General features: G+C 60.3%; 9 protein-coding genes. 5 read left to right on the forward strand and 4 right to left on the reverse strand.

Annotated features, from left to right (window positions below; translation table 11 throughout):
- Positions 1–94: 94 nt before the first annotated feature.
- Positions 95–3,148, reverse strand: a complete 3,054-nt coding sequence (locus tag ABS761_RS16400; protein WP_350409463.1) for a DEAD/DEAH box helicase — start codon at positions 3,146–3,148, stop codon at positions 95–97.
- A 404-nt stretch (positions 3,149–3,552) separates the two neighbouring features.
- Here ABS761_RS16400 and mobF point away from each other — a divergent pair, with 404 nt between their 5' ends.
- From mobF to ABS761_RS16415, 3 genes are all read left to right on the forward strand, one after another.
- Complete coding sequence (mobF, locus tag ABS761_RS16405; RefSeq protein WP_350409465.1) at positions 3,553–6,459, forward strand: MobF family relaxase; 2,907 nt, start codon at positions 3,553–3,555, stop codon at positions 6,457–6,459.
- Between the two features lie 80 nt (positions 6,460–6,539).
- The gene (locus ABS761_RS16410) at positions 6,540–7,136 is read left to right on the forward strand and encodes a DUF6088 family protein (protein ID WP_350409466.1); all 597 of its coding nucleotides are present in this window, start codon (positions 6,540–6,542) and stop codon (positions 7,134–7,136) included.
- Entirely contained in the window at positions 7,129–8,151 is a 1,023-nt protein-coding gene (locus ABS761_RS16415; RefSeq protein ID WP_350409468.1) for a nucleotidyl transferase AbiEii/AbiGii toxin family protein, read from the forward strand. The genes ABS761_RS16410 and ABS761_RS16415 overlap by 8 nt, the downstream gene beginning before the upstream one ends.
- Before the next feature lie 623 nt (positions 8,152–8,774).
- On the opposite strand, the gene ssb is transcribed toward ABS761_RS16415, so the two are convergent.
- From ssb to ABS761_RS16430, 3 genes are all read right to left on the reverse strand, one after another.
- Entirely contained in the window at positions 8,775–9,254 is a 480-nt protein-coding gene (ssb, locus tag ABS761_RS16420; RefSeq protein ID WP_350409469.1) for a single-stranded DNA-binding protein, read from the reverse strand.
- A gap of 71 nt (positions 9,255–9,325) precedes the next feature.
- A complete protein-coding gene (locus ABS761_RS16425; RefSeq protein ID WP_350409470.1) occupies positions 9,326–10,132 on the reverse strand; it encodes a DUF3560 domain-containing protein in 807 nt (268 codons plus the stop codon).
- Between the two features lie 654 nt (positions 10,133–10,786).
- Complete coding sequence (locus tag ABS761_RS16430) at positions 10,787–11,317, reverse strand: JAB domain-containing protein (protein ID WP_350409472.1); 531 nt, start codon at positions 11,315–11,317, stop codon at positions 10,787–10,789.
- A gap of 529 nt (positions 11,318–11,846) precedes the next feature.
- Here ABS761_RS16430 and drmD point away from each other — a divergent pair.
- Together drmD and ABS761_RS16440 are read left to right on the forward strand one after the other, a co-directional pair.
- Entirely contained in the window at positions 11,847–15,008 is a 3,162-nt protein-coding gene (gene drmD / locus ABS761_RS16435) for a DISARM system SNF2-like helicase DrmD (protein WP_350409473.1), read from the forward strand.
- On the forward strand, positions 15,005–17,866 hold the full coding sequence (locus ABS761_RS16440; protein WP_350409475.1) for an Eco57I restriction-modification methylase domain-containing protein: 2,862 nt from the start codon (positions 15,005–15,007) through the stop codon (positions 17,864–17,866). The genes drmD and ABS761_RS16440 overlap by 4 nt, the downstream gene beginning before the upstream one ends.
- The last annotated feature ends 52 nt before the right edge of the window (positions 17,867–17,918 follow it).

A 17,918-nucleotide genomic window follows, 5' to 3' on the forward strand; every position in this document is an offset into this window, starting at 1 on the left:
GGGGGCGTCCTGATCGGGTCTCGTTCAACAACCTACATTCTGACAGGTCCACGGGACTTGTTCAGATGTTCCTTAGAAAAACACCATCGATCTGCTACGCGCTGCAAATAACCCCAAGGTCACATCCAATAGTTTCTTTTAGGAACGTGGCGGCAGCGGCAATAACCATGTTCTGGTCAGCCGTCCGGTTTTCCAATGAGAGCCCCGGCTGAACCACGAGTATCTCCGCATCGACCCGTTTGAACCGATAGGCCTTCACAATATTGTTCAACTCCACCGAACTGCCGGCGAGAAACCGGCTGGTTCTAACTGCAGTATTCGCCAATTTCAGATTTCTGCTGTTGATATGTTGGCCAAGGTCCCTGAACCGCCATTTCCATTTTGCAGAGCGCACAGCCTGTGAGCAGACCTCCACCACATCCTTCACGCGTTCTCCAGGCGTCGAACCTCCCGAAAATTTGCAGTGGATCAACACAAGTCGAATACGATCTGGCTCCTCCTTGAGGCAAACTAAATCTGCCGCTTCACCCGCACCATCGTCGTCGAACACCACGTCGAAGCCACCGTGGACGAAATGTTGCGCAGCTTTCCATTGAATCGAGTTTCTGCACACCTGTCCGTTTCGCCAGAGCGACTCCACCGTCATATCCACCCCCTGCCAATCCCATACTTCGAACTGCTTTTCATTAAGTGCCAGTTCTCGTGGATCCTGGGGCTTGATCAGGAGATTTCCATCCAACTCAGAAAGATCCACAAAGCGAATCAAAGGCGGATAAAAGCTGAAATACTCCGACGCACGGTAGTCGTGATTCCCGATCTTGATCGACAGCACATCCCCCTCTGTCTGGCGAACCTGAAAACCGTGTTCGCCTCCAATCGTCAATGCAAAGGCGGCGAACTCAGGATAGTCGTCCGTGCCAAGTACAAACTGCACGACGTTCCCTTCCCTCTCACGAAGCTTGAGGTCGAGCAGGTATAGCGGCCATTCCTCATTTCCGACTGTGAATACAACCCGTTCCTCCGATATACCCAACAGTTCTGCCGGCCACTCTACAGCGAGTACTGTTGCATCTGGCAGTCTGTCGACCTCTTCCGGAATCAGGACGTTAGCAATAATATTGGCAACGTTAATCGTATCGTCCACGAGCTTCGAACCAACTGCCTTGCACCAACGGACAAGCGAAGGAATAGAACCTTGTTCTCTCGACCATACGCGTCCTTTGTATGAGCACCCAATCGCGATCTTGCTTCCCCCCTCCCAGCCTGTTCCGCTGACATTGTTCTTGACGGAACCAGCTCGCTCGGAAACCCCAAGCGCCTCCGCTACATCCGCACCTGTGTACATGGCAAAGCTCAGATTTCGCCTTCCATGTTTCTTCACACCCAAGCTATGGAACATCAGCCGGTTTATTCGGCCGAGTGACCGGAATACTTGTTCTCCGCTGATCAGGGCAACCTCGTCGGACACTGCCTGAGCCAATTCCTGGAACATGGATCCGTGATCTGTTGACGACAGGAATAAAAGCCCTGCATCCTCATCGTGATGCAGCACGAAGAGAGCCCATTCCCGATCACGAACTTCTTTCGACTGCATCCAGCGCAAGCGCGGCTCCTTCCTTGTCACGAAGTACAAGGTCTTGGTCTGCTCATGCAGCCAAACTGCATGAACATGACGATCCTTTCCGAGGCCATTATGAAACCTGGCGGGAGCGAATTTCGCTACGCGATAGGCCACCGTACTAAAGATCGGGCGGAGCAACTGGTGCGAGATAGAAACTTCATCGTCTGCTGACTTATCCAGTCTTTGCGATGACTGAAGGAATTCGATCAGTTCCGCATGTTCTTGTGCTGCTTCTGAGCTAAGTTCGCTCAGCAATTTATTCCAGTCGGCGTCTTCGCTATACAGGCGTTCTAGCGCACCAGAAACCCTGGAATCGGCGATATTTGCGACAACGGTAGCATCACCGATATTCTTGCCTGCGACACGGGTAAACCGGCCGGTAAACTGCAGAAGGATGGCCAGGCTGCGATGCATATCGTGAACAGCCGCCACCTTCAGGCTAGGAAGATCGAACCCCTCCCCAAGCATATTGACGCAGACCGCGATCTTCGATCGGCCCGCTTTCAACTCCTCTATCTTGGTATCAGCGCCATGGCTCTCTGAGTGAATGAGGAGGGGCTCCAGGTCTGGAGCGAGCTTTCGATAGATCTGTTCCACGACCTCAGCCCGCCCGATATTCTCGCACCGAGCCATGAGCAGATGGTCATATCCAGCCGCCAAGTCCTCCCGAAGCTGCTGAATGGCCACCTTGGCAATCACCTGATCTGCCCACGCAGCGCCGCGAACTTCGTAGACGGGTTCGAACCGGATTGGCTTGAAGTACCCATCTCGCTGGGCATGGCCAAGCGGGTAGTTAAAAATGACCTTCCCATCGACGAGTTTCCCATCTCGCCTGAATGGCGTCGCCGTGAACTGGAGGATAGGAACGTTCTTAAATGCCTCCCTGACACGCGACCAATTGGTCGCCGGCACATGGTGAGCTTCGTCTAGGATGAGTGCCCCACACTTCTGCGCCAACGCATCAAGGATTGCACTTTCCGTGCCCACACCGATGGCGCTCGCAGTGACCACCACGACATTGCATGCGTCGACCAGTTCAAGATCCTCAATCGTTTGCGGACGTCTGTTGATGATCCCAACAATAGGATTTTGTACTACTTCTGGTAGTACCTTCAGTTTTCTGAGCAACCCGAAGGTCAGGAATTTATGCACAGTCTGAGTACGAAGAGAATCCCACGGAACCACCACCAACAGCGGCGCCTTGCCAAAGGCTGCGAGAGTCGCCAGCATGGTCTCTGTCTTTCCAGTTCCGGTCGGCATTACGACCGTTGCTGGCTGGTGTTCCAGGCTCCAGTGCGCCCCAATCGCATGCAATGCGCCCAGTTGCGGTGGCCTTAAACCTTCCTGCCCCGGCTGTACGGTTCCATCTTGCTGTTTAATTTCGGACCGAAAGGAAAGTCGTCCGATCCAAGAGCCAGTAATTTCTCTGGCAACACGGGACCAACCGTCCCGCATAACCATCGCATCAAATTCCTCGAGCAACCGATGACTCTTCCACTGATAGCCACCTTCCGGACGTTCCCTCAAGACACCATCCACGTTAACTGGGCGAGCAATGCTAGGTCGCGAAGTCACAAGCACTCGCTCACCGCTCGCTAAATGTAAAACCGGCAACGTGGTTCTCGATGTAATCCGTTCTTCACTTCGCTCTAGGACTTGGACTTGGGCAGCCGGTCGCAAGACATGCCGTATCCGCCCTTTCGAGAACGGTATATTTACCACCAAAGGCGGCAATTGAATCATAGTCGGGCTCCCTACCTGCACTCGCCATACCTAATGTAACTTATGTCCACTTGGGCCATCAGCAGCCATCCACAATTCCTGTGGAAAACCCTGTGTAATCCCCCTGCCCTTCCCGCCAACAGCCAGCACCGGCGCGCCTTTCGCGCCTGCTGGCTGATTTTTTACCATCCCCACTTCCCGGAGCACCCATGATCTCGCACAGCCAGATCTATCGGGCCCGTGCGGCCCTCGCCACCCACTACTATGCCGACCAGGCCGACGATTACTACAGCCGAGACGGCAGCGCCGCGACCTGGCAAGGCGATGGTGCCCGGCGCTTGGGCGCGGTCGGGGCCATCGACCCCGACCGGTTCAAAGCCATGCTGCAGGGTGACTTTGGCCATGGCATCACGGCCAGTCAATCCGTGCGCAAGGACGCCAAGGCCCGCGCCGCGCTGGATCTGACCTTCGGTGCCCCCAAAAGCATCACGCTGCAGGCGCTGATCGGCGGCGACGAGCGCCTGATCCAGGCGAACGATGACGCCGTGGCCACGGCCCTGGCCTATGTCGAGCAGCACCTGACCATGGGTCGCCGCAAGGAAAACGGCAAGTCGCGGGTGGAGCACACGGGCAATGTCATCATCGCCAAGTTTCGCCACGAAACGGCCCGGCCCACAGAGGACGCCGCACCGGACCCGCATCTGCACGTCCACGCACTGCTCATGAACCTGACGCAGCGGGCCGACGGCCAGTGGGTGGCACTGTCCAATGAACAGATCTTCCAGCTGCTGCGGGTGACGGACTCCATCTACCAGGCAACGCTGGAGCGCAATGTCCGGGCGCTGGGCTATGCCGTGCGCCACGAGAAGAACCACATCGAGCTCGCACACATCAGCCGGGAACAAATTGAATTTTTCAGCAAGCGCAGCGCGGGGATCACGGCGGAGCTGGCTGCACGCGGCACCAGCCGCGATCAGGCCCCACACGCCTTGCGCCAGGGCATCACCCTCGCCCACCGGCAGCAGAAGACCCAGGCCTACAGCCGTGCCGAGCTGCAGCAGGAATGGCAGGCATCAGCCCAAGCCATCGGCATGCGGTTCGATCAGGCAGGCCTGCAGGCGGCCATCCCGCCACGGCAGAACACCAGGGACACCGGCAAAGCCTCCGATCTGGTAGCGCAGGCATCGCTGGACTGGGCGATCCAGCACCTGGCCGAGCGCGAATCCGTCATGCCGCTGGCCGATCTACTCCAAAGCGCCGTGCGCCACGCGGGCGGTCATACGGACATCACAGCCATCCAGTCGGCCATCCAGGCGCGGGCACAGGCAGGGACACTGATCCAGGAAGCCTCGCACTATCGCAGCACACAGGACATGAAGGCCGCGCCCTTGACCCGCGACGGCTGGGCGGCAGACGTTGTGCGCCTGCGCGGGGTCTCGCAGGATGCAGCTCTGCAGCTGGTCGATCAGGCCATCACCGAAGGTCGGCTCTTGATGGAAAGCCCCCGCTACGCCACCCGCAAGGCCTATGAGGCCGAATCCCGCATTCTGGCAGCCGAAGCAAACGGCCGCCGTGCCTGGCAGGCCCCCATCGCCAGCACCGTGGCCGAATCCGGGCTGGATGAACGCCTGACCCCAGGCCAGCGTGAAGCCGTGATGTTGATCGCCAGCGACACCGATCAGATCAGCGGCCTCCAGGGCCTGGCCGGGACCGGCAAGTCCTTTGCGCTACAAAACGCCCAGGCCATTCTGCAGCAGCAGGGCCACAACCTGGTGGCGCTTGCGCCCTATGGCGGCATGGTGCGGAATCTGCGCAAGGATGGCGTGCCAGCCAATACTGTGGCCTCGTTGCTGGCCGCCCGTGACAAGCGGCCCTTTACCAGCCAGCTGGGCCCGCAGACCGTGGTGGTGATCGACGAGGCTGGGGTCGTGCCCGTGCGCCAGATGGACAGGCTGCTGGCGCTCATCCAGCCCACCGGCGCGAAGGTGGTGCTGCTGGGCGACACGGCCCAGACCAAGGCCATCGAGGCGGGCCGCGCCTTTGCCATGCTGCAGGAACACGGCATGAAGACCGTTCTCATGGGCGACATCCAGCGCCAGCGTTCCGAGCGGCTGCGCCAGGCCGTGCAGTTGGCCGCCCAGGGCCGGGCCAGCCGGTCCCTGCCCTTGCTGGATCGGGTACTGACCATCCCGGATCAGTTCAGCGTCGATGAACACGGCCACAAGGCCCGCGACTGCTCGGCCCGGTATGAGGCCATCGCCCAGGCTTATGTGGGGCTGCCTGCCGATCAGCAGGCCAGCACGATTGTGGTGACCGGCACCAACGCCTCGCGCCAGGCGATCAATGCCCGCATCCATGCCCTGCGCGGCCTGGAAGGCAAAGGCCAACGCTGCCAGCTACTGGCCCGCCACGACACCACACGCGCCGAGCGCAGTGTGGCCCGGTACTACACCGTGGGCGATATCGTCGTGCCAGAACGTGACTACCAGTGCGGCCTGAAGCGCGGCGAACTGTACCGGGTGACCGGTATTCCCCGCCATGATCGCATCACGGTGCAGGCGGTGAACCCTGGCGCATCAAAACCTGGGCCCATCGAAATCATCCCCCGCACCATGGGCAAGCTCTCGGTCTATCACCTGAACGAATCCGAACTATCCGTGGGCGACCAGGTGCGCATCACGCGCAACGATGCCCAGCATGACCTGGTCAACGGCCAGCTGGCGAAGGTCGTCGGCATCGAGGCCGCCACCGTTACCATCGAGACTGGCGGCCGCTACATCACCCTGCCCACCGACCGGCCGCTGCACCTGGACTATGCCTACACCACCACGGCACACAGCGCCCAGGGCCTGACCTGCGACCGGGTGTTGTACAACGCGGAAAGCTTCAGCCGCACCACGGCCCAGGATACCTACTACGTCAGCATCTCGCGCGAGCGCCATGAGGTCGTGGTATTCACGGATGATGCGGACAAGCTGCCCGAGCGGGTGGATCGGCTGGGGGTCAAGGGGCTGGCGCATGACCTGCTGCCCGTGACAAATAATGGACTGACATCAGATCAAAATACCCTCAGACCGGCAGAATCCCCGGCAGTGGCCGATCTGGAAATCGGATGACCATGCCCAAGCACGGACTCATAGGCCACTATAAGAATGTCAGAAACTGATATATAATTTCTCTGTTAATGAGGTGCCTTATGAAATCGCTGCCCAAAACCATCCTGAAACACGCGCTGTCCCTGCCAGAAGGGGGTGTGCTGTCGCCTAAAGAATTCCTGCATCTGGGCAGCCGATCCGCCGTAGACCAGGCGTTCTGCCGTTTTGCCAAAGAAGGCAAACTGCTGCGCATTGCGCGAGGCATGTACACAGCCCCCGTCACCAGCCGGTTCGGCTCGCGGGCCCCTGCCCCAGAAAAGATCGTCCACGCTCTGGCTGAACACCATGGTGAAGTCGTCGTGTCTCATGGTGCCAGCGCAGCAAACTCGCTGGGGCTCACGCGGCAGGTCCCCATCCGCGAGGTCTATCTCACATCCGGGCGCACACAAAGATTGCAACTCGATCATTCAGAAATCCTGGTCAGGCATGCCCCTCGCTGGATGCTGGCCCTGGGCGCACGGCAGGCAGGTGCCGCTGTCCGGGCATTGGCCTGGATAGGACCCAGCCTCGTCCAGCAGTCACTGGTTTCATTGCGGCAAAGCCTGCCTGCTGCAGAATGGCAGGCACTCGCATCCGCGCGGGCCATGCTGCCCGGCTGGATGGCGCAGGCCATCGGCAAGGAAGCCGCTCGTGGCTGAATCCTTCTTCAACTTGACTGAACAAGATCGGCGCGAGGCACTGGAATATGGCCGCGCCAAAACGGGGCGGCCCGCCCATCTGCTCGAAAAGGACATCTGGGTGGTCTGGGCGCTGGGAGCGCTCTTCCAGTCATCGCTCGCGGCGGATCTGACCTTCAAAGGTGGAACGTCTTTATCAAAAATCTACAAGGTCATCGATCGATTTTCAGAAGACATCGACCTGACTTACGATATCCGCAAGCTCATTCCTGACCTGATCGGCCAGCACGACGATCTTCCCACCAGCCGCAGTCAGGCCAGCAAATGGACCCAGGCCGTACGACATAGACTACCGGACTGGATCACCCAACATGTGCAGTCCACCATACAAAAAGCACTGGGTCACGATCATCTGGACGCTCAGCTCGAACTCTGCGGCCCCGGACGCGACAAATTGACACTGCGGTATCCTGCCCTGGCACACGGCACCGGTTACGTCGCCCCAGTCATCACGCTGGAATTCGGTGCACGCGCTACCGGGGAGCCGCACAAGGTCTTCCAGGTCGATTGCGACATCGCCCCGCAGTTTCACGACATCACCTTTCCCACCGCCGCACCGCTGGTGATGAACATTGCCCGTACATTCTGGGAGAAGGCAACGGCCGCACACGTCTTCTGTGCACAGGGCCGCCTTCGTGGCGAACGCTACGCACGGCATTGGCATGATCTTGCCGCAATTGCACAAAGCCCACACTTTCTGACCATCCTCACTGACCATGCCGTTGCGCAGGCGGTCGCCCAACACAAATCATGGTTCTTCATCGAAAAAGATGCTGATGGCCAGGTGATCGATTACGCATCCGCCGTCACCGGTCATCTACGGATCGTCCCTGAAGGCCTGGCCAGGACTGCGCTCGCCGACGACTACGCAGCCATGCTGGCCGATGACCTGATGGTCGGACATGCCGCCTCTTTCGACGATCTTCTGGCTGCATGCGCAAGCCTTGAACTTCAAGTCAATGTGGCTGCGCGGTAAGCCACCATTTCGTGGAAATCTGCGGGCCTATTGGTGTGAACCAGGTGTTCAGACGGTGTCCAGCTGGTGTCGGCGTGGTGTATCGCTGGTGTATCTACGGTGTTGCCAGGCGGTACCGCTGGTGTATGAGTGGTGTCCCCCACAACTCTGGCCACCGTCTACGCACCATTCGGCCACAGGCGTGGCCGCCGTTCTCCCCGCTGGGTCAATGGCTTGAGCCATTCCAGTGCTCTATCTGTCCTACATCGCCAAAACCGGGCCGCTTCCAGCAAGCCATTGATCCACAAAACCTTTCCCCACCCCTCCGGGGTGCGTCATGTGTGGGACGTTTAAGGCCACAAATGAGCGGCAGCGACTTTGGGGACTGAACGGCCCAGCCTGGCCGGAAACCGGGCAGGCAGCGTCACAGCACAGGGCCCCAGGCGAAGCCTGGGAACAGGCCAGGCATCAGCACCAGACAGGCCACAGGATGCACAGGACGGGTCCAGGATGGCCACCACCAGATACAGCAGCCATAGCCCAAAAAAGCCACCAGCCCAGAATACAACAAGGCCCGGACAAAGCCGGGCCAGGACGCCATGCAAAACCAGACCGGAATCACCCGGCCAGGCTCATGCAGTCTCTCAAAACGGAATATCCGACTCATCCAGCGCTGCGGATCCTGCCGCCGGGGCTGCAGCCGCAGTCTGCCCACTGCGCCCCTTCGCCCTGTCTGCCGCAGATCCGCCTACGGCTGCCGCCTTCGCCTCTCCCGCCTGGCCGCCATCCCGTCCGCCCAACACCTGCATCTGGTCGGCGATGATCTCGGTGCTGTAGCGGTCGGCGCCGCTCTCCTTGTCCTGCCATTTGCGGGTCTTCAGCCTCCCTTCCACAAACACGGTGCGGCCCTTTTTCAGGTATTCGCCGGCGATCTCGGCCAGGCGGCCATAAAAGACGACGCGGTGCCATTCGGTTTCTTCGCGGCGCTCACCGCTCGCCTTGCCGCGCCAGGTGCTGGTGGTGGCAATCGACACGTTGCAGACGGCGGCACCGTCCGGGGTGTAGAGGATTTCCGGGTCCTTGCCCAGGTTGCCGATGAGGGTCGCGCGGTTCAATGATGCCATGGTGATTCTCCAATATTGAAAGTCTCGGGTGATGCTCTGGGCCGGGATCCGGCCCAGGGCAGATAAGTCGCTCAGGCCTGATTCAATGCGTCCAGATGGCGGATCACATCCTTGGCGGCCCATTGGGCGTTGCCGGTCAGCTGGCGCACCCAGGCGCTGCGCGTCGGACTCCAGCGGAAACCGCAGCGCTTCAGCACGTCGCGGGTCTCCTTGGCCGGCTTGCCGTCAAACAGGAACATGGCACGGTTCTCCTGCGGATCCTCGCGGTAGGTGTAGCCGTCTCCTGCCTGCTCGGTTTCGGTGCGCTCGGCGGCACGCTGCAATTCCTTGATGCGGGCCATGATGCGGTGGATGTTGGCGTTGTTGTTCTGCAGCTGGAACGGGGCAAAGCCGATGCGGTTCATATAGTCCGGGGTCACCAGCTCGCGGGCACGTTCCGCGTAGGTCAGGCCAGATTCCACCAGGGCAGCCACCTGCGCATCAGCCCCAGCCTTCGCGTGGCGGCGCAAAATGGCATTGATCGCCTTCATGGTTTCCTGAATGGCCTGCAGGCTGGCGAGCTTCGCCTGCAGTTTCTCGATGGCGGCCGGGTCGTCGCTGGAAATCCCGCCCTTGCCCACTGCGGCGGCCTTTCTGGCGTAGTGCTCGGCCTTTTTCTGCAGCTCGATGGACTGTTCAAAGCCTCGGCTGATCCGCTCCCGATAGCGGCGGTCGCGGCCTTCGGAATAGTGCCCCACCAGGATGGGCTGGCCCATGGGGATGGCATCGGCCATGAGGCTGGCCTGGGATGCGACCGCATCGGATTGTGCATGTGCCTGCCCCGCACGTTCTTCATAGCGGGCCTTGCGGGCTGCCTGCTTGGCTTCGTAGGTATTCATGGTCTGATTCTCCAAAACAAGGGTTGAACTGCTTTTTCAGCTGACCGGATCCGAAGATTCTTGAGCCGGAACATCAATCCGCCGTGTGGGGTTGATGCTGGTTTTCCGGTCTTGCCGCCGTCTTCCGTGAGTTCCGTCGCCGTGCCGATCTGAACCACGCAGCGTCGAGCGGAAAGGGGCAGGCACGCAAGCCGCAGCCCGAAGCCGCAGGCGCAGGGAACGGGTGAGTACCTGGCGCAGCGCACCCCTTGCAGCGAGAAGCGAAAGTGGTACACGTCGGCGTTTCAGGCGGCGGAACTTACGGAAGACGCGATGACGGCCCGGCCCAGGCGATGACCCCATACGGCAGCCGCGCGGCGAGCGCCCCCAGCCCCGCATCCTCGGGGCTCTGACTGGGCCATGGCCCACATTCCAACCATCACCCTTGCCGCCGGCACCAGATGACAAAGCCGACCGGGGCACCCATGACCCGGTCGGCCTTGCAACTTTTGAATTGCGCTGTTTCCCCAGCCCCTGGCGGGCGACCCCAGGCGCACGGCAGGGGCCGGCTGACTACCTTGGCCCTCATGATCAACTGATCATGCCATCTGCCTGCTGCCTACTGACCAGCCAGGCGGCCAGGGCAGGACGGACCCCCGCCCTGCCCCTTAAGCCTTACAGCTGCCCGCGTTCGGCCAGCGATGTAGTCGCCGTTGCTGCCACAATGATGTGATCCAGTACCCGTACATCCACCAAAGCCAGCGCCTGCTTCAGCTGTCGGGTCAGGCTCAGATCCGCCGGGCTGGGTTCGGCAATCCCTGATGGGTGGTTATGGGCCATGAAAAGTGAGGCTGCATTCAAGCGAAGGGCCGTCTTCACGATCTCGCGCGGGTAGATGCTGGCGTGGCTCAGCGTCCCCATGGCCTGTTCGATGTAGCGAATCGGCTTCAGCTGCGAATCCAGATACAAAAAGGCCGCGCATTCATGCCCCAGCCCGGCCAGCTTGGACTGAAAAAACTTGGCCACCTGCTCCGGATTCATCATGGTGTTGGCCGTGGAAATCAGGCTTTCGGCCGCCACCCGACCAGCGGCCAGAATCTGGTCATCGGTCGCCGGCCGATAGCGCCCGCTGGGGCTGCGCACATACAGGGGGTGTGCGTCATTCATGTTGTCATAGCTCAACACGGCGGTGCTGTTTGCGTTCATGGGTGCTTTCTCCTTTCGGGGTTAACCGGCTACCGGGGCCGAAGATTCCGAGCCTTTCGTAGGGTTTGCGGTGTCCGCAGTCCTACTGTCTGGCCCGGAGTGCCACCGTTGCCGTGAGTTCGTCGCCTTGCCGCGCTGGATCACGAAGGGACGACCGGAAAGGGGCGGGCACGCAAGCCGCAGCCCGAAGGAGAACGAAGAGAAACGAAGGGACCGGGTGAGTACCCGGCAACGCGCCCCCCTTGCAGGAAGGAACGCAGTGATACAGTCGGCGTTTTAGGCGGCGAGATCAGGGCAATGGCTGCCCGCGCCCTAGGGATGGATTGCGGATACCGGCCGCGCGGCGAGCGCTGCTACCGGACGGAGGACGGTCTGACCTGCCTAAACTGCCCCCTGACTGTGCTGATTTTGTCCTACAGCTGACCTTGTGGGAGAATCAGTAATATTTAGCAATGCTTCGTCAAAGAGGCGAGAACACCCTCGTTCGTTAATATTCGATAGGTAATTGTGTTGATTCAGGGGAAAAGCTTTGCAAGCACTGCCAGAAATTGGCCAGTTAGTCGTTGCCCGCAAGCGGCCATTCGTTGTTACTGAGATCACTGTTCCCACAGTGGGCATCGCCCAAGACGCCATCAAACGTCATCATCTTGTCAAGCTGTCCTCTGTCGAAGACGATGGTTTGGGCGAACAGTTGGAGGTTATTTGGGAGCTGGAGCCCGGCACAACGGTGCATGAAAAACCATCGCTCCCATCTCCAGACGCATTTGACCACCCCAAGCACCTACAGGCCTTTCTTGATGCCGTGCGCTGGGGCGCCGTCTCACAAGCCGACGACAAGGCCTTGCAGTCGCCATTTCGCAGCGGAATCGAGGTGGACGACTATCAGCTTGACCCTGTCGTACGCGCCCTGCAGATGCCTCGCGTCAACTTGCTGATCGCCGACGACGTGGGCTTGGGCAAGACAATCGAGGCAGGTCTAGTGGTTCAGGAGATGATCTTGCGGCACCGCGTCCGCTCGGTGCTGATCGTCTGTCCTTCCTCGTTGCAAGTGCAGTGGCAAGAAGAAATGCGCGACAAGTTCGGGCTGGATTTCCGCATCATCGACAGTGAGGCCATCAGCCAACTGCGGCGCAAACGAGGCATCCACGTCAACCCGTGGACACACTTCCCGCGGTTGATCACCTCCGTGGACTTCCTCAAGCGCGAACGCCAGCTGCGCACCTTCCGCGAAGCACTGCCCGCTGGAGGGCAACCCACCTACCCGCGAGCCTACGACTTACTGATCGTCGACGAAGCCCACAACGTGGCCCCCTCGGGCCGCGGAAAATATGCGACGGATTCAATGCGCACGCAGGTCATCCGTTCATTGGCCGCTCACTTCGAACACAAGCTGTTCTTGTCGGCCACACCGCACAACGGCTATCGCGAAAGCTTCGCCGCATTGCTGGAGTTGCTCGACAGCCAGCGCTTTGCCCGTGCAGTCACGCCGGACCGCAACCAACTTGATGCGGTCATGGTCCGTCGTATGAAAGACGAGTTGAAGTTGCGTTGGGATGGCAGCCGGCGCTTTGCTGAGCGGGTGGTCCGCCATCTGGAGGTGCCTTACACCACCGAAGAGCGACAAGCCCATCGTGACCTGCAAGCCTATTCCGAGCTGCGCCTCAAAAGCGCCACGTCAGATGGTGAACGGATGGCGGCAGAGTTCGTGCTCAAACTGCTCAAAAAGCGTCTGTTCTCTTCACCGGCTGCGTTCGGCATCACGCTGGAAAAGCACATTGCCACGGTGGGCGGGCGCAAAGCCATGAACACCGCCAATCGGGACATCGAAGACTTTTCTGACGACTATGCCAACGACGAGGAATACGAAGCCGAAACCGCCGAAGTAGTGGCTTCGGTCAGTCAGGCACTGTCCCCCTTGTCGGCAGACGAAAAGGGCTTGCTCAGACAGTTGAGCGAATTTGCAGCCAGGGCCAGCCAGCGTGCCGATTGCAAGGCGCAGGCCCTGATCAACTGGCTCAAAGCCAACCTGCGCCCCGCAGGGGAGTGGAACAACGAGCGCGTCATCATCTTCACCGAGTACCGTGCCACCCAGAAGTGGCTCTATGACTTGCTGGCGCGAGAGGGCTTCGCCGAAGAAGGACGGCTGGAAATGATCTATGGCGGCATGCCCAACGACCATCGCGAACCGCTCAAAGCGGCTTTCCAGGCGCACCCAAGCGAGTCCAAGGTACGCATCCTGCTTGCCACAGATGCCGCATCAGAAGGCGTCAACCTGCAGAACCACTGTTCCAAGCTCATTCATTTCGAGATTCCCTGGAACCCGAACCGCATGGAGCAACGCAACGGTCGGGTGGATCGCCATGGCCAAAAGGCCAACGAGGTTTCCATCCATCATTTCGTGGGTCAAGGCTTCGACACCGCCAAGACCTCTGGCAAGGTGGGCGATCTGGAGGCCGACCTTGAGTTCCTGATGCGCGCCGCGCTCAAGGTGGAAACCATCCGTGAAGACCTGGGTAAGGTTGGCCCGGTCATTGCCAGTCAGGTTGAAGAGGCCATGCTCGGCCGCCGGAATCACCTTGACACCGCCCGCGCGGAACAAGACGCCGAGCCCGTGCGACGCGTGCTCAAGTTCGAGCGCAAGCTGCGGGAGCAACTGGAAAAACTTGCTGGCCAGTTGCACGAGACCCAGCACGAACTCAACCTCACGCCCGAGCACATTGAAAACGTGGTTCGTGTAGGGCTGGAATTGGCAGAGCAGCCTGCGCTGATTCCTGTAGATGTGCCCGGTATCTGGCCAGACCCGACCGGTGTGCGCAAGACCTGCCCGGTGTTCCGTGTACCTGCGCTGTCCAATAGCTGGGCGCAGTGTACTGACGGCTTGGCCCACCCTCACACCAAGAAGATTCGCCCCATTGTGTTCGACGCGGCCTTGGCTGCTGGGCGCGATGACGTGGTGCTCGCGCATTTGAACCACCGCTTGGTGCAGATGTGCCTGCGCCTGCTTCGCGCAGAAATCTGGTCGCTCGGCGGGCAAGCCAAGCATTTGTCGCGCGTATCGGCCTGCGTGGTGGATGATGCGTCGCTCACCCATCCGGCCGTTGTTGCACATGGCCGCATCGTGGTGCTGGGCGGTGACAACCACCGCTTGCATGAAGAAGTCATCACCGCGGGCGGCTCACTCATCGAAGGCCGCTTTCAGCGCCTTAACGTGGGTGAAACCAAAACTGCGTTGACCGCTGCGACCGAAGTGGCTGCACCGCCTGCCATCGAATCGCGCTTCCAGGCGCTCTGGCCAAAGCACCATGAGTCGCTGATGAACGCGCTGGAAGCTCGCAAAGTCGAGCGAACCAAGAACCTGGAAAAGCACCTCGAAGAGCTGGCGGAAAAGGAAGTGAACAAGCTCACCACCGTGATGACTGAACTGCAGCGCGCCATACAGGCCGAACTCGAACGCAAAGACGGCCCACAATTGATGCTCGACCTGGGGGGCGATGAACCAGGCAAGCAACAACGCGAACGCGACCTGGCTGCTCTGCGCCATCGCCTGCAAGAGATCCCGCTGGAAATCCAGCGCGAGTCCGAGCACATCCGCTCCCGCTACGCCAGCCCCACTGCGCGGCTTTTCCCGGTGGCCGTGACCTGGTTGATCCCGCGGCGAGCGGTTCTTGAAGTGACGGGAGGCCGTGTATGAGCACGACCCGCCACCACGCCGATTGGCTCTCTCTCGTTGAGGTGTCTGGCCCCTTCGTCTCGCTGCCAGTGCTCATGCGGGCCTTCCCGCAGGGGTTGGATCCCCGTGACCCCGCACAAGCCAAGGTGCTACGCGCTGCCCACGAGGAATGGCAGGACAACCCGACCGCCCCCGGCAAGCAGCGCGCCTGGGTCATGCACGTCCTCGCCGCCGTGTTGGGTTACCCAGACAACCAGATTGCCGAAGGCCAGACGCTACCTGCGGGGCTGCAAGCCAATATGCCCGAACTGGGTGAAACCCTGCGCCCGGACTTTGCACTGCTTGGACCTGCCGGCACGCCCACGGCTGGGCAAGCGCAATTGCTGATCAACAGCTATCCGGCCGAGCAAGCCCTGGACAAGCCCGTCATTGGCAAGCACTGGAAGGCCACGTCCGCGACCCGCATGATGGAGCTGCTGCACGGCGCCAATGTGCCGCTGGGGCTGGTTACCAATGGCGAGCAATGGATGCTGGTCTACGCCCCCCGCGGTGAGACCACCGGCTACGCGTCCTGGTACGGCGAGCTGTGGCTGGACGAGCCCATCACCCTGCGCGCCTTCCATTCGCTGCTCGGCGCACACCGATTCTTTGGCGTGGCCGCCGACAACACCCTGTTGGCCCTGCTCAGGGAAAGTGCCAGTGACCAGCAGGAAGTCACCGACCAGCTCGGCTACCAGGTACGCGAGGCGGTCGAAGTATTGGTGCAATCGTTCGACGCCCTTCATCAGGAAAGCCAAGGCACTGCACTCAAGGGGCTGGAGCCGGCCACGGTGTACGACGCCGCGCTGACCATCATGATGCGGTTGGTGTTCCTGTTCTCGGCGGAGGAACGAGGTTTGCTGCACCTGGGCAAGCCGCTGTACGACGACAACTACGCCGTTTCTACCCTGCAAGAGCAGTTGCAGGAGGTGGCCGACCGCTACGGCGAAGAAGTACTGGAGCGTCGCTATGACGCCTGGTCTCGCCTGCTGGCCTCCTTCCGTGCCGTGCATGGCGGCATTCAACACCAGGACTTGCTCATGCAAGCCTACGGCGGGTCGCTGTTCGACCCCGACCGCTACCCCTTCCTGGAAGGTCGTGCCCACGGCAGTCAATGGCGCAACACACCCGCAGAACCGCTGGCGGTGAACAACCGCGTTGTGCTGCACCTGCTCAACTCCCTGCAACGGCTGCGCACCAAGAGCGGCAGCGTGACCGAAACCCGCCGGGTGTCATTCCGGGCATTGGGCGTGGAGCAGATCGGCCATGTGTACGAGGGTTTGCTGGACCACACTGCTGTTCGGGCCACCGAGGTGATGCTGGGCATTCGCGGCAAGCTGGGCATCCGCGGCAAGCGCAAAAAGGAACTGGAGATCGCCCTCTCCACCTTGGAAGACCTGCTGTGCCAGGGCGAAAACAAGCTGCTCGACTTCCTCAAGGGAGAAACAGGCCGCTCCCTTCCAGCCTTGCGCAGGGAACTCAACAACGGAGACTTGCCCAGCGAACACAAGTTGCGGGTTGCCTGCAATCAAGACGAAGCCCTGGTGGCACGCCTGCGCCCGTTTGCAGGTCTAATCCGCGAAGATTCTTTCGAACGGCCGTTGGTGGTGCTGGCCGGTAGTATCTACGTGACGGAGGGCACGACGCGCCGCAGTACCGGCACCCATTACACGCCGCCCTCGCTGACCGAACCCATCGTCCAGCACACGCTGGAGCCGCTGGTCTACGTGGGTCCCGCCGAAGGCTTGCCCAAGGAGCAATGGCGGCTCAAGACACCCAAGGAAATCCTCGGCCTCAAAGTCTGCGACATGGCCATGGGCTCAGGGGCATTCCTGGTGCAGGCCTGCCGCTACCTCGCGGAGCGTCTGGTTGAGGCTTGGGAAAACGAGGAGAAAGCGCACCCCGGCCAAGTGTTGATCATGCCGGATGGCAAGTCCTCCGAAGGCTCGCCCACCGAGCGGCTGGTGCCTGCCGAGGCTGCGGAACGCATCGCCATCGCACGCCGCGTGGTGGCTGACCGCTGTCTTTACGGCGTGGACATCAACCCCATGGCGATAGAGATGGCCAAGCTCTCGATGTGGCTGATCACCGTCGACGCCAACCGGCCCTTCACCTTCCTCGACCACGCATTCAAATGCGGCGATTCGCTGCTTGGTATTAGCTCGCTGGAACAGTTGGAGAACTTCAGCCTGCGCCCTGGCGGCGGCAAGCAGCAGGCGTTCGCCACGCTCAACCTCTGGCGGCATATTGAGGAGGCGAAGAAGAAACGCGAGTTGTTGGCGACGATGCCATCGGATACGCCTGAGCAGATTGCACAGAAGGCGACGTTGTATGCCGAGGCGGAGGAAGCGGTGGCCAAGCTCAGTGCTGTAGCGGATGTGCTGGTTGCTGTGGAGTTGAAAGGGCTGCAGGGCAAAGCCTACGAATCCGAACGGGAGATAGCGGCAGATCAGATGATCGCCTACTGGGTACGAGGACTGGCTGAGCTACAGAAGTTTGCTCGCGATTGTCTTGGCCCACGGCGCTGCTTCCATTGGTCACTAGCCTTTCCTGAAATCATGGAATGCGGTGGCTTCCATGCCTTCGTTGGCAATCCACCATTTATTTACGGAACGCTAGCAGCAACCAGCTTAGGTGCCGATTATATGGCCCTATTGCAAGAATGCTCACCTCCATGGCATGGCAAGGCAGACCTTGTGGTTGGATTCTACAAGAGAGCGGCAGGATTACTGAATGAACGAGGAAAGTTTTCTTTCTTGGCAACAGCATCAATTCTTCGAGGGGAATCGCTTGATTCGAGTATACGGCCACTTAGGGATGGTCTGAATAAGCCGTCTTGAAAAATCGGTCGAACAGCAAAATCAGCCCATATTTCATAATGCAGAAGAATTG

It is taken from the genome of Castellaniella sp. GW247-6E4 (assembly GCF_040276065.1).
Lineage (GTDB): Bacteria > Pseudomonadota > Gammaproteobacteria > Burkholderiales > Burkholderiaceae_B > Castellaniella.

Bases quoted from the DNA above. Each gene is read 5' to 3' on its own strand.
- ABS761_RS16425 (WP_350409470.1), bottom strand. From the start codon at position 10,132: ATGAATACCTACGAAGCCAAGCAGGCAGCCCGCAAGGCCCGCTATGAA.
- ABS761_RS16440 (WP_350409475.1), top strand. From the start codon at position 15,005: ATGAGCACGACCCGCCACCACGCCGATTGGCTCTCTCTCGTTGAGGTG.
- ssb (WP_350409469.1), bottom strand. From the start codon at position 9,254: ATGGCATCATTGAACCGCGCGACCCTCATCGGCAACCTGGGCAAGGAC.
- ABS761_RS16410 (WP_350409466.1), top strand. From the start codon at position 6,540: ATGAAATCGCTGCCCAAAACCATCCTGAAACACGCGCTGTCCCTGCCA.
- ABS761_RS16430 (WP_350409472.1), bottom strand. From the start codon at position 11,317: ATGAACGCAAACAGCACCGCCGTGTTGAGCTATGACAACATGAATGAC.
- mobF (WP_350409465.1), top strand. From the start codon at position 3,553: ATGATCTCGCACAGCCAGATCTATCGGGCCCGTGCGGCCCTCGCCACC.